10 protein-coding genes are annotated in these 12,269 nt (G+C 63.3%); 3 read left to right on the top strand and 7 right to left on the bottom strand.

The features are described from left to right. Positions 1 to 591 precede the first annotated feature (591 nt). Both QD280_RS14130 and QD280_RS14125 read left to right on the top strand, forming a co-directional pair. Positions 592 to 1,146, top strand: a complete 555-nt coding sequence (locus QD280_RS14130) for a sigma-70 family RNA polymerase sigma factor (protein ID WP_279839769.1) — start codon at positions 592 to 594, stop codon at positions 1,144 to 1,146. Further along, a complete protein-coding gene (locus QD280_RS14125) occupies positions 1,125 to 1,835 on the top strand; it encodes an anti-sigma factor (protein WP_279839767.1) in 711 nt (236 codons plus the stop codon). The genes QD280_RS14130 and QD280_RS14125 overlap by 22 nt, the downstream gene beginning before the upstream one ends. 165 nt (positions 1,836 to 2,000) lie before the next feature. Here QD280_RS14125 and folM read toward each other — a convergent pair whose 3' ends face one another. The 5 genes from folM to trxA all read right to left on the bottom strand — a co-directional run bounded on the left by folM (position 2,001) and on the right by trxA (position 7,452). Beyond that, on the bottom strand, positions 2,001 to 2,714 hold the full coding sequence (gene folM, locus QD280_RS14120) for a dihydromonapterin reductase (protein WP_279839765.1): 714 nt from the start codon (positions 2,712 to 2,714) through the stop codon (positions 2,001 to 2,003). A 33-nt stretch (positions 2,715 to 2,747) separates the two neighbouring features. After that, positions 2,748 to 3,542, bottom strand: a complete 795-nt coding sequence (locus QD280_RS14115) for an FAD-binding oxidoreductase (RefSeq protein ID WP_043332993.1) — start codon at positions 3,540 to 3,542, stop codon at positions 2,748 to 2,750. 86 nt (positions 3,543 to 3,628) lie between these two features. Further along, the gene (gene ubiD / locus QD280_RS14110; RefSeq protein ID WP_175089660.1) at positions 3,629 to 5,098 is read right to left on the bottom strand and encodes a 4-hydroxy-3-polyprenylbenzoate decarboxylase; all 1,470 of its coding nucleotides are present in this window, start codon (positions 5,096 to 5,098) and stop codon (positions 3,629 to 3,631) included. Between the two features lie 171 nt (positions 5,099 to 5,269). Then, positions 5,270 to 6,529 (bottom strand): transcription termination factor Rho, encoded by a 1,260-nt coding sequence (rho, locus tag QD280_RS14105; protein WP_043332997.1) that lies wholly within the window; start codon positions 6,527 to 6,529, stop codon positions 5,270 to 5,272. A 596-nt stretch (positions 6,530 to 7,125) separates the two neighbouring features. Further along, positions 7,126 to 7,452: a thioredoxin gene (trxA, locus tag QD280_RS14100; RefSeq protein WP_043332999.1), complete on the bottom strand. Its 327-nt coding sequence runs from the start codon at positions 7,450 to 7,452 to the stop codon at positions 7,126 to 7,128. Positions 7,453 to 7,933: 481 nt separating this feature from the next. Between trxA and ppx the strand changes: the two genes are divergently transcribed. After that, positions 7,934 to 9,418 carry an exopolyphosphatase gene (gene ppx / locus QD280_RS14095; RefSeq protein WP_215824645.1) on the top strand — a complete coding sequence of 495 codons (1,485 nt, stop codon included), beginning with the start codon at positions 7,934 to 7,936 and terminating at the stop codon, positions 9,416 to 9,418. A gap of 47 nt (positions 9,419 to 9,465) precedes the next feature. Here ppx and tilS read toward each other — a convergent pair whose 3' ends face one another. Both tilS and accA read right to left on the bottom strand, forming a co-directional pair. After that, a complete protein-coding gene (gene tilS / locus QD280_RS14090; RefSeq protein ID WP_279839762.1) occupies positions 9,466 to 11,004 on the bottom strand; it encodes a tRNA lysidine(34) synthetase TilS in 1,539 nt (512 codons plus the stop codon). Between the two features lie 159 nt (positions 11,005 to 11,163). Then, a complete protein-coding gene (gene accA, locus QD280_RS14085; RefSeq protein WP_043333001.1) occupies positions 11,164 to 12,117 on the bottom strand; it encodes an acetyl-CoA carboxylase carboxyl transferase subunit alpha in 954 nt (317 codons plus the stop codon). Positions 12,118 to 12,269 lie beyond the last annotated feature (152 nt).

Here is a 12,269-nt window from a genome sequence, read left to right as displayed (position 1 = left end):
ATCGCCAGCGCCAATAACCATGCACGACCCGAGCGGAGGCAAGAGAAAAGCGGGTAGTCAGGATAGTGGTGCGCATGGTCATTCCTCTCGTCATTCATGCTGCAATCATTGTCGGCACGTTAGGGTGACATGCCTCTCGTCATGGATTTCGCAAGGCCCGAAACGCAAGAACCCCCGGCCGTGGCTGCGACCGGGGGTTCTTGAAGGTGGTGGCAGCCCGTACGAGACAGGCGCGCCGTAACCTCAGGCGCGCCCCTGTGTAAACCAATACCAATAGCCGGCCGCACACGCCGCCGTCACGACCTGGCCCGAAGGGCAGGCAGCGACAGTGAACGGGCGGTGGCTGGTGGTCTGATTCATGGGTCGGGCCGGTATCCAGTAGTGACGATGAAAATGGTGATAGGCCTATCCTTGCACTCCAGATCGTCCTGCGCAAGCGTGAACCGGCAACAAACCGTTGCCCGCACGCATAAAGAAGGGCTATCAGCCTGAAGTGGCATCAGTATAATCTTTGGTTGTCGAGCAACATGATCGGCAACACGCATTCGTCCAGCGGTGCCTGACACCGCGCCCACAGCTTGGAATGCATGCATGCAGGATTCCCGAAATGATGCACTGATTGAGTATCTGTCGGGATGCGCCCGGCAGGATGCCAAGGCACTGGATCAGCTCTATCGAGCGACCAGTGCGCATCTATACGCTCAGTTGCTGCGTATCTTGAGACATGAGGCATCCGCGCAGGATTGTCTTCAGCAGGTCTACATCCGGGTATGGGCCGCCGCCGCCCAGTATGACGCCAGCCGCGCCCGCCCGATGACCTGGCTCGGCACCATGACCCGCAACATCGCCATCGACTGGATACGTCGACAGCGACCCAGCGAGCATGACAGCGATGAATTGATCGCCGCCATGCCGGGGCGGAGTGATATCGAGGCAGATGTCGACCTGGCCCAGCACAGTGGTGAACTCCACCAGTGCCTGGCCGAGCTGAATGACGATCAACGCCGCGCCCTGGAACTGGCCTACTTCGAAGGCCTCACCCACCAGGATCTGGCCAATCAACTGGACCAGCCCTTGGGCACCGTCAAGAGCTGGGTCCGTCGTGGACTCGAGAGGTTGAAGACATGCATGAGTCATTTGATCTGAGCGACCCGGAACTGCGCGAAGCCGCAGCGGGCGAATATGCGCTCGGCACATTGACACGCGACGAGCGCGCGGCATTCGAGTCACTGCTGGCCGTCAGCCACGACCTGCAACGTGATGTGGAGCGCTGGCGCGAGCATCTAAACGTGTTCAATGAACAGCTTCCCCCCGTCACGCCACCGCCCCATGTCTGGCAAGGCATCGCCGAGGCGACGGGCACCGCCCGTCAGCCCTGGTGGCGTCGCCTGGGCCTGTGGCAGGGCATGACCGCCACGGCGTTCAGCCTGGCGCTGGCGGTCACCCTGACCTTCAGCCTGGGGCACAACGCGGGCATGGAGAGCGACTACGTGTTCGTGGTCAACAACTCTGACAGCAGCCCCGGCTGGATCGTCAACGCCTCCCACTCGGGCGAGATGATGGTGCAGGCCGTCAGGCCCGAAGCACCGGCCCCCGGCAAGGTCTGCGAGCTGTGGCTGATGGCCAAGGATGGCAAGGAGCCGATGTCACTGGGCATCCTGCCGCACTCCGGCACCATGAAGGTCGAGGTGCCCAAGGAGTATCTGGCCGCCTTCCCCGACAGCGATCTGGTGATCACGCTGGAAAGCCCGCAGGGCGCTCCCTCCGGCAACCAGATGGGGCCGACCCTCAAGAAGGGTCAGCTGACGCCGGTCGAAGGCCGCCACATCCTGTAAGCGCTTCGCTAGTGCAGGATGTAGTAGCAACGATCGCAACAACGGTCGCAGCAACGAAAAAAGCCCCCGCTTCTCAGCGGGGGCTTTTTTGTGCAGTGCTCATGTGGCGCATGTCGTGTCGGGAATATCAGGAACGATAACCGAAAGACCCGCTGACACAAGCTATCAGCGCAGGTGGCGGCCACCATCCACTGGCAGGGTCGTGCCCGTGACATAGGGACTATCCAGCAGGTAGCGCAGTGCCTGCCAGATGACGCCAGGCCCCGGTACCTGCTGCATCAACGACTTGGCACGCGCACGCTCGGCATAGTCATCATCATCGCCCGGACGCAGCATGATCAGCGCCGGCGCGATGGTGTTGACCTGGATACGTGGCGCGAACATCGACGCGAACGACAAGGTCAGGTTCTCGAGCCCCGCCTTGCTGGCCGCGTAGGCCGCATGCTTGCGCGAGCCCTTCTGGACCACGAAGTCACTCATGTGGACGATGTCCGCCTGCTTCTCGACTCCGGCTTCCAGCAGCTCGCGCAGCGCCAGATTGATCAGGTACGGCGCCTGCATGTGGACACGGAACAGGTGCTCGAACAGCTCGCCCTGCCCCTCGCCGTCGCCATCCGGCGCCCAGTCGCCGGCATTGTGCACGATGGCCCGCAATGTCGGAGTCAGCTCACGAATCGCCGCGATGAAGGCCTGGATGCCTGCCTCGCTGGAGAAATCCGCCTGCACGGTGCGAATGCCCAGCGCGCGCAGGGCATCGAGCTCTTCCCGCTCGCGTCGATAACTGATGATGACCGGATGACCATCATCGATCAGTCGCTCGGCACAATAGCGCCCCAGACGCTGCGCGCCACCGGTGATCAGTATCGGGGACTGACTCATTCACTCGACTCCTTCAGGCAATGTCAGGCTGCTTCAGGCAGAGACCAGCGCCGGGTCCAGCAGCGGCTCGCGTGGCGCATAACTGAACACATCGGAGCTCAGCGCGCTGGCCTCGACACCCAATGGCGTCAGCGCATCGACACAGGCATAGACCATGCCCGGCGAGCCGGACAGATAGACGCGCTTGCCCGCCATGCTGCCCGCGTGCTTGCGCAGCGCCTCATCGATACGCCCCAGATGGCCATTGAAAGCGGCCTCGACACCGGCCGCTTCCAGCGCGCGATGGTGGGCATCACCGACTTCCGGCGCTTCTTCCAGCACCGGGAAATAACGGAAGTTGGGCTGACTGGCGGCCCAGTTGAGCGCCGCGCTCTCCAGGTACAGATCACGCCGCTCACGCGCCGCCCACCACAGCTCGATGGGCTGGGTCAGGCCACGCGCAAACGCCGCCTGCAGCATGGCGTGCATCTGCGAGAACCCGGTGCCGGCACAGATCAGCACGATGGGGCTGGGGTCGTCGAGGTCCAGCACGCACTCCCCACTGGGCAGACGTAGCTCAAGTTGATTGGCCGCGACCAGTAGGCTGCGCAGACGCGCGGAATTGCTGCGCTCCGGCCAATGCTGGATATGCAGCTCGAGCACGCCATCATCACTGGCGGCATTGGCGATGGAGAACGGTACCCAGGTGGTGTCATCGAGCTTCATCTCGAGATACTGGCCCGGCGCGTGCGCCAGGGCCTCGGGACGTGCGGCGAAGCGCACACGAAACACGTCCGGGGTCAGATCTTCCACACTCTCGACATGACAGGTCAGGGTCCGCGCCGTCATCGTATCCTCTTGTTATCTGATGCCTGCCGCCAGCGCGCCGCGCAACGACAGGGTAAATGCATGGGTGTTGATGGTCTGTCGCGGAATCAGTCCAGAATGCCCAGACTGTCCCAGCGTTCATCGACACGGGATGTGATCTCTTCGCTCATCACGATGGGCTCGCCCCACTCGCGGTCCGTCTCGCCTGGCCACTTGTTGGTCGCGTCCATGCCCATCTTGGAGCCAAGACCCGCCGTTGGCGAGGCGAAGTCCAGATAATCGATCGGCGTATTGTCGACCAGAACGGTATCACGGCTGGGGTCCATGCGCGTGGTGATGGCCCAGATGACATCTTCCCACTTGCGGGCATCGACATCATCATCCAGCACGATCACGAACTTGGTGTACATGAACTGACGCAGGAAGCTCCAGACCCCCATCATCACGCGCTTGGCGTGGCCGGGGTACTGCTTCTTCATCGTCACCACCGCCATGCGGTAGGAGCAGCCTTCCGGCGGCAGATAGAAGTCGACGATCTCCGGGAACTGCTTGCGCAGAATCGGCACGAAGACTTCATTGAGCGCCAGGCCGAGAATTGCCGGCTCATCCGGCGGACGCCCGGTATAGGTGGAGTGATAGATCGGATCGCGCCGATGGGTGATGCGCTCGATGGTGAAGACGGGGAAGGTCTCCACCTCGTTGTAATAGCCGGTGTGATCGCCGTAGGGGCCTTCCGGTGCCACGTCATCCGGATACAGATAGCCTTCCAGGATGATCTCGGCGCTGGCCGGGACTTCGAGATCCGACAGGCCGCATTTGACCAGCTCGGTGCGCGAGCCGCGCAGAAGGCCGGCAAAGGCATACTCGGAGAGTGAATCCGGCACCGGCGTGACAGCGCCGAGGATGGTGGCCGGATCGGCACCCAGTGCCACCGCGACCGGGAAGGGCTCGCCCGGATGGGCCTTCTGCCACTCGCGGAAGTCCAGTGCGCCGCCACGGTGTGCCAGCCAGCGCATGATCAGGCGATTCTTGCCGAGCTTCTGCTGACGATAGATGCCGAGGTTCTGGCGCTCCTTGTGCGGACCACGGGTGATTACCAGCGGCCAGGTCACCAGCGGCGCGGCATCCCCGGGCCAGCAGTGCTGGATCGGAATCATGTCGAGATCGACATCCTCCCCTTCCAGCACGATCTCCTGACAGGGCGCACGCTTGACCTTCTTCGGCCCCATGCTCATCACCTGCTTGAAGATCGGCAACTTGTCCCAGGCATCCCGGAAGCCCTTGGGCGGCTCCGGCTCCTTGAGGAAGGCCAGCAGCTCGCCGACTTCGCGCAGCGCCTCGACGGATTCCTGGCCCATGCCCAGCGCCACGCGTCGCGGCGTGCCGAACAGATTGCCCAGCACCGGCATGCTGTGGCCCTTGACGTTCTCGAACAGCAACGCCGGACCACCCGCTTTCAGGGTGCGATCGCAGATCTCGGTCATCTCCAGATAGGGGTCCACCTCGGCACGAATGCGCTTGAGTTCGCCCTTCTCTTCCAGCGCCGCGATGAAATCGCGTAAGTCTCGATACTGCATGGGAGTTTCCGCTCGGCTTGATCAAGTCCCGAGCATACCATTGCCAGCCGGCACTCGGCAGGTCAGCAACGCAAGACGCCCACTTCCCGGGCGGGAAGTGGGCGTCCTGGCAAGCACATGGCAAGCACCTGTCGAGAACATGGCCAGCCAACCGGCTGGGCCAAGTGTCGATCAGCGGCGCTTCATGGCCTCGAAGAACTCGAGATTGGTCTTGGTATCTTTCAGGCGATCGATCAGGAACTCGGTGGCTGCCACATCTTCCATCGGGTTGAGCAGCTTGCGCAGGATCCACATGCGCTGCATTTCATCCTCGGACGCGATCAGGTCCTCACGACGCGTGCCAGAACGACGGATGTTGAGGGCCGGGAAGACACGACGCTCGGCCAGCTTGCGGTCGAGGTGAGCTTCCATGTTACCGGTGCCCTTGAATTCCTCGAAGATGACTTCGTCCATCTTGGAACCGGTATCGACCAGCGCCGTGGCGAGGATGGTCAGGCTGCCGCCTTCTTCGATGTTACGCGCGGCACCGAAGAAGCGCTTCGGCTTCTCGAGCGCGTGAGCGTCGACACCACCGGTCAGCACCTTGCCGGAAGACGGCACCACGGTGTTGTAGGCACGCGCCAGACGGGTCACGGAATCGAGCAGGATGACGACATCCTTCTTGTGCTCGACCAGACGCTTGGCCTTCTCGATCACCATCTCGGCGACCTGAACGTGACGGGCCGGCGGCTCATCGAAGGTGGAGGCCACGACTTCGCCACGCACGGTGCGCGACATCTCGGTAACTTCCTCGGGACGCTCATCGATCAGCAGCACGATGAGGTGACATTCGGGATTGTTGCGCGTGATGGAGGCGGCGATGTTCTGCAGCATCATCGTCTTGCCCGCCTTGGGCGGCGAGACGATCAGACCACGCTGGCCCTTGCCGATCGGCGCGGTCAGATCAAGGATGCGCGAGGTGATGTCTTCGGTGGAACCGTTGCCGATTTCCATCAGCAGGCGCGACTGCGGGAACAGCGGCGTCAGGTTCTCGAACAGGATCTTGTGCTTGGCATTCTCGGGGCGGTCAAAGTTGATCTGATTGACCTTGAGCAGCGCGAAGTAACGCTCCCCTTCCTTCGGCGGACGAATCTTGCCGGAGATGGTGTCGCCCTTGCGCAGATTGAAGCGACGGATCTGGGACGGTGAAACGTAGATGTCATCAGGACCCGCGAGGTAGGAAGAGTCTGCACTGCGAAGGAAGCCGAAGCCGTCCTGCAGGATTTCCAGAACGCCGTCGCCGTAGATGTCCTCACCGCTTTTCGCGTGCTTCTTGAGGATGGCGAAGATGATGTCCTGCTTGCGCGAACGTGCCAGATTATCGATGCCCATCGTCTGGGCAAGTTCCAGCAGTTCGGGGACAGTATTTTGCTTGAGTTGGGTAAGATTCATCGGCTTTGTTTGAACGTGGCTCAGGTCAGCAGGGCTGATAGATAAGAAGGGAATCGAGAAGACGGGCAGAAGGCAAGGACCGGCACTGCAAAGGTGCAGACAGAACTCGACAGCATTCCCGGAGGCAAGCGCCTGAGCTGGATGAAGACAGGTGCCAAAAGTTCAGGAAAGATCACTCACCACGGCCGAACAACGAATTCAGCAACGGAGTGTCGAGCTACGGATGTCCAGCGACGACGGACCGGTCGAAGGGACACGGAGCGTCATGCTTCCTGACAGAAAAGTCTTCTCGATATGGAATCTAGCGGTATGAATCGCCTGGTGGCTGGCCGGCGTGTCGCGGGCAGCATTACCAGAGGGCTGGCTGACAACTGGGGGACCGTGGGACGGTCGACATGACGCAATCAGAGAGCGTGTAATCAGGCGAACGCCTCGATGGTAGTCAAGCCGGCCCCTGAACGCAAGCCCCGGCGGCCTGGTGGCGCTCCCGGCGCTGCCTGAAGCGCTCGCTAGCGGCCAGCCAGCGCTGCAATAGCCGCCGCTGACGTGGCGCTTTCACTGACGGCTCAAGGCACCCGGCGGCGGCAAGGTCCGATTCACAGATTGGCATCCAGAAAGGCTGCCAGCTGCGCGCGCGGCATGGCGCCCACCTTGCTGGCTTCGACATTGCCGCCCACAAACAGCATCAATGTCGGCACACCGCGCACGCCGAAGCGGGCGGCGAGTTCAGGGGCTTCATCGACATCGACCTTGACGATCTTGAGCTGCCCTTCGTATTCCTCGGCCAGGGATTCCAGTGTCGGTGCCACGCTCTTGCACGGCCCGCACCAGGAAGCCCAGAAATCCACCAGCACCGGATGCTCGCTCTCCAGCACCACGGATTCGAAGTCCCTTTCTGCAATCGGTACCACACGTTCGCTCATCGCGACGTTATCTCCCAGACCCGTTTGGTCTTGCTGATTGTGCTGCGTGATGGCTTGCGACTCATTGAGCGTGATGATGACCCGCGACTTCGTCGTTCTGTCATATCACGCCGCTAGAATAGCATGCCCCATGCGCTGAATGTGCCGCCAGCCCCTCGTGGTGATGGCGCCGTGTGTGCCACCGGTTTGACACCTCTGGCCAGTCGCCGCAATCTTGCGAGAGTCGCCGCCGCGACCTGCTGCCAGCGTCATCTTCCCGCAGCAGGCTCGCGCCCGGCGGCCGCCCACGCTCACGACAACTTCATTGCGCCATGGTCGCTACGCAAGGAAGCCGTCGCAGGAGTTGGCGTGAAGGAGGCAGTGCATGATGCCTGCCATGAATGACCCGCCGTAAAGGACTCCGCCCTTGAGTGAATCAGCACCCTCCCAGCACCCGCAACCCACCGCCTCTGATGAAGGCAGCGCCGGCAATGAGGCCCCGCTGCTGAAGCTGGCCGCCATCGATCTCGGTTCCAACAGCTTCCACCTGCTGCTGGCCAACCATCAGGCGGGGCAATTGCAGGTCGTGGCCAAGCAGGGTGAGAAGGTCCAGCTGGCGGCAGGGCTGGACGAAGACGGCATGCTCAGCGAGGAAGCCATGGAGCGCGCCCTCAACTGCCTCGCCCAGTTCGCGCCCTTCATCGATGGCATCGAGGCCGACCATCTGCGGGTCGTGGGCACCAACGCCCTGCGCGCCGCACATAACAGTGAAGAACTGATCGAGCGCGCCGAGGCTCTGCTGGGGCATCCCATCGAGATCATCGCCGGGCGCGAAGAAGCCCGCCTGATCTATCTGGGCGCGGCGCATGCACTGGCCGATGTGCACGGCAAGCGCCTGATCGTCGATATCGGCGGTGGTTCCACCGAGTTCATCATCGGTGAGCAGTTCGAGCCCCAGCTGCTGGAAAGCCTGCACATGGGCTGCGTCGCCTATACCAAGGCCTTCTTCCAGGACGGCGAGATCAGCGAGAAGCGCATGCGCCGCGCCGAGCTGGCCGCACGCTCGGAACTGGCCAGCATCCAGCGCACCTATCGCGAGATGGGCTGGGATGACCCGGTCGGCTCCTCCGGCACCATCAAGGCCGCCGCCAACGTGCTGGAAGCGCACGGCTGGGCCCCGCATGGCGTGGTCACACGTGAAGGACTGCACAAGCTGCGCGCGGCGCTATTGGAGTTCAAGCGCCTCGACAAGGTCAGCCTGCCGGGCCTGAAGAGCGATCGCGCCACCGTCTTCCCGGCGGGCATCGCCATCCTGTGCGGTGTCTTCGAGGCACTGGGACTGGAGCAGATGCGCTACTCCGACGGCGCGCTGCGTGAAGGCGTGCTGTTCGATCTGATCGGGCGCAACACGCCGGAGGATTCACGTCTGTCGGCCATCGAGTCGCTGCAGCGTCGTTACGGCATCGATACCCGCCACGCCAGCAATGTGCGCGACACCGCCCTGCAGCTGTTCGATCAGGTCGCCGGCGACTGGGCGCTGGGGGCGACGTCACGTCAGCTGCTGAGCTGGGCCGCTGACCTCCACGAAGTCGGCCAGGCGATTTCCCACAGCCAGTTCCATCGCCATGGCGCCTACCTGCTCGAGCATTCCGACCTGCTCGGCTTCTCGCGTCCGGAACAGCGCGCGCTGGCCTTCCTGGTCCGCGCCCACCGTCGCAAGTTCCCCAAGAACGAACTGGCGGCGCTGCCGGAGCCGCAGCAACCGCGTCTGGCGCGTCTGGCACGCCTGCTGCGCATGGCAGTGATGCTCAACCATTCACGCTCGGAAGCGCCGGTGCTCGGCATGCACCTCAGCGCCGAAGGCGACGACCTGACGCTCAATCTGACCGAGGAATATCGCGATCACAGCCTGATCAACGATGACCTCAGCCAGGAAAGCGAGCTGCAGAAAGCCGCCGGCATGACGCTGACGCTGGCCGATGCCTGAGCGAGCACTGCGCAAGACATCGGCGAGATCGTCCGCTGGCCTCACTGCTATGTGAGTGCGGCCAGTAGCCACCAGCCCCGCGAGGGGTGCCATAGCCCCGCGACAGTCCCGTCGTGCATGCGTGCCACACGCAACTGGTCACGCTGCCACGGCGGGATGTCGGCTTCCTGCAGCAAACGCTTGATATCGCGCCGCCCCCGCCCTGCTACTCGCAGTACATCTCCCGGCTGACGCGATGTGAAGGCAACATGCTGCTCGTCCCTCCCCAGCGCCCGCCATGCCTTGCGCGCCTCAGCATCCCACTCAGAGGAAGGCGTCTCTCCGGGTTGGCGACCACTTCTCGCGTAGCCGGTATCGCCTTGTCGATGACGCACACCCTGCTCAATAACGGTATCTGACACCTGCCACCACAGCTGGCCGCGCCACGCACGCACGCTGACGGCATATTCGGCATTGGCCCAGTGCACCTCGGCCACCGAGTCGGGCGGCGTGGCGATCAACTGCTGCAGGCTCATCAAGCGACCCCGCGGCGGCACCGGCCAGCCACGCGACTGGCATAGATGGCGCAGGACCAAGCGCTGACGTGACTCACTCAAGCCTGCCAGCTCCGCCAATGACAACTGCGTCTCTTGCTCCCGTCCCTGATCCAGGCCCTGATTCAGGCCCTGATCCAGCCCCTGCCTCTGGCCCTGCTCATGTCCCCGCTCATGTCCTTGAGCCAGGCGCTTTGCGCCTGACACCTGAACCTTCGCCAACAGCTCGGCCGCCAGCTCATCAAGCAAGGACTGCTCTTCCTGCAACTGCTGCGCCGAACGCGCCAGGCTAGCCACGGCCTGCGGCCAGCGCGCCTGCAGCAGCGGCACGACACTGTGGCGCAGGTAGTTGCGATCAAACTGCTGATCGACATTGCTGGGGTCTTCGCACCAGTCGCGCCCGGCCAGCAAGCCCTGCTGGCTCGCCAATGTCAGGATTTCATGGCGCGGGATGCCCAACAGCGGCCGTCGCAGTCGTGCCCGCTCATGGGCGATCTGGCCTCGCCCGGGGGACGCCTCACCCACGGCCAGCGCCCGCTCAGGCGGCATGGCCGCCAGCCCGCGCCCGCCACTGCCACGCAATGCGTTGAGCAACAGCGTCTCGGCCTGATCATCCTGATGCTGCGCCAGCCATAGGCTATCCCCCGCCACCAGACAGGCGCTCAGTGCCGCCAGCCGCCCTTCGCGCGCTGCCGCCTCCAACCCCCGCGACTTGAGTGCTGCCTTCGCCAGCGCCAGATGACACACGCTAAGCGGTAGCCCGAGGCGCGAGGCCAGCCTGCGCGCCAGCTGCTCGAAATCATCGTTGGCCGCCTGCAGGCCGTGATGCACATGCACCAACCGCAGTCGACGCGGGCAGTCCTTGACCGCGCGAGCCGCCAGCCGCGCCAGCATCACCGAATCCAGCCCGCCCGAGAGCGCGATCCACACCGTGCGCCTGGCATCGCTGGCCTCGAGCGCCTCGCGCACGGCGGCGAGTGCGCGCGACTCCGCCATCTCGCTCAGCGGTTGAGCACGCAGGCACAGCGAAGCCAGTGAAGGGGACAGAGACATGTCGGGCTCCTGTCGCGAAGCGGATGAAGGAAGTGGTGGAGAAAAGGAAGTGGAGGAGAAAACGCAGGCCCTGAACGCAAGAACGCCCCCGGAAGAATCCGGAGGCGTCCTGGTCACGCGGGCATGAGCCGATCGCGCATCACGCGAGAGGCACCGGGATCATGCCGGGGCGCCGTAGCTCATCAGGCGCTGGTAACGACGCTCCAGCAGGGCATCGGTATCCAGGGCGCCAAGACGCTCCAGACCTTCGCCCAGCGCAGCCTTGATGCTGTCGGCAGCGGACTGCGGGTTGCGATGCGCGCCACCCAGCGGCTCCTTGATCAGGTTGTCGACGAAGCCCAGCTCCTTGAGACGCGAGGCAGTGATGCCCATCGCATCAGCGGCGTCGGCGGCACGCTCGGCGCTCTTCCACAGGATGGAGGCGCAACCTTCCGGCGAGATCACCGAGTAGGTGGAGTACTGCAGCATGTTCAGCTCGTCACACACGCCGATGGCCAGTGCGCCGCCGGAACCACCCTCACCGATGACGGTGGAGATGATAGGCGTCTTCAGGCGAGACATCACCGCCAGGTTGTAGGCGATGGCCTCGGACTGACCGCGCTCCTCGGCACCGATGCCCGGATAGGCGCCCGGCGTGTCGATGAAGGTCAGGATCGGCATCTTGAAACGCTCGGCCATTTCCATCAGACGGCAGGCCTTGCGGTAGCCTTCCGGACGCGGCATGCCGAAGTTGCGACGCACCTTTTCCTTCACGTCGCGGCCTTTCTGGTGACCGATCACCATCACCGGCTTGTCGTCGAGACGCGCGATACCGCCGACCAGCGCTTCGTCATCCGCGTAGTGACGGTCGCCGTGCAGCTCATCGAAATCCGTGAACAGATTCTCGAGGTAGTCGAGGGTATACGGGCGCTGCGGGTGACGTGCCAGCTGAGATACCTGCCAGGCGCCGAGGTCCTTGAAGATGGACTCGGTGAGCTTGGTGCTCTTTTCCTGCAGGCGAGCGATCTCGTCAGACAGGTTGACCTGGGAGTCGTTACCGACCAGACGGAGTTCCTCGATCTTGGCCTGCAGCTCGGCGATCGGCTGTTCAAAGTCCAGATAATTGGGATTCATAAGGCGTTTCGTTCGTCGTCTCGGGCAGCCAGGAAAGCGAGTCGGCCGGGTCACTCCCCCTGAGCACACGCTCAGGCGATCTGTGGCTCGCGGCGGTCACAGTCGGCATGGAATTGGGTACGGAAAAGATGGACAGGCATTATCGCACCCTG

It is taken from the genome of Cobetia sp. 1AS1 (genome assembly GCF_029846435.1).
GTDB lineage: Bacteria > Pseudomonadota > Gammaproteobacteria > Pseudomonadales > Halomonadaceae > Cobetia > Cobetia amphilecti.
Note: the sequence above shows the minus strand (reverse complement) of the source record. Positions and strands in the feature narration are given on the sequence as shown.

Bases quoted from the DNA above. Each gene is read 5' to 3' on its own strand.
- QD280_RS14130 (WP_279839769.1), top strand. From the start codon at position 592: ATGCAGGATTCCCGAAATGATGCACTGATTGAGTATCTGTCGGGATGC.
- QD280_RS14125 (WP_279839767.1), top strand. From the start codon at position 1,125: ATGCATGAGTCATTTGATCTGAGCGACCCGGAACTGCGCGAAGCCGCA.
- folM (WP_279839765.1), bottom strand. From the start codon at position 2,714: ATGAGTCAGTCCCCGATACTGATCACCGGTGGCGCGCAGCGTCTGGGG.
- QD280_RS14115 (WP_043332993.1), bottom strand. From the start codon at position 3,542: ATGACGGCGCGGACCCTGACCTGTCATGTCGAGAGTGTGGAAGATCTG.
- ubiD (WP_175089660.1), bottom strand. From the start codon at position 5,098: ATGCAGTATCGAGACTTACGCGATTTCATCGCGGCGCTGGAAGAGAAG.
- rho (WP_043332997.1), bottom strand. From the start codon at position 6,529: ATGAATCTTACCCAACTCAAGCAAAATACTGTCCCCGAACTGCTGGAA.
- trxA (WP_043332999.1), bottom strand. From the start codon at position 7,452: ATGAGCGAACGTGTGGTACCGATTGCAGAAAGGGACTTCGAATCCGTG.
- tilS (WP_279839762.1), bottom strand. From the start codon at position 11,004: ATGTCTCTGTCCCCTTCACTGGCTTCGCTGTGCCTGCGTGCTCAACCG.
- accA (WP_043333001.1), bottom strand. From the start codon at position 12,117: ATGAATCCCAATTATCTGGACTTTGAACAGCCGATCGCCGAGCTGCAG.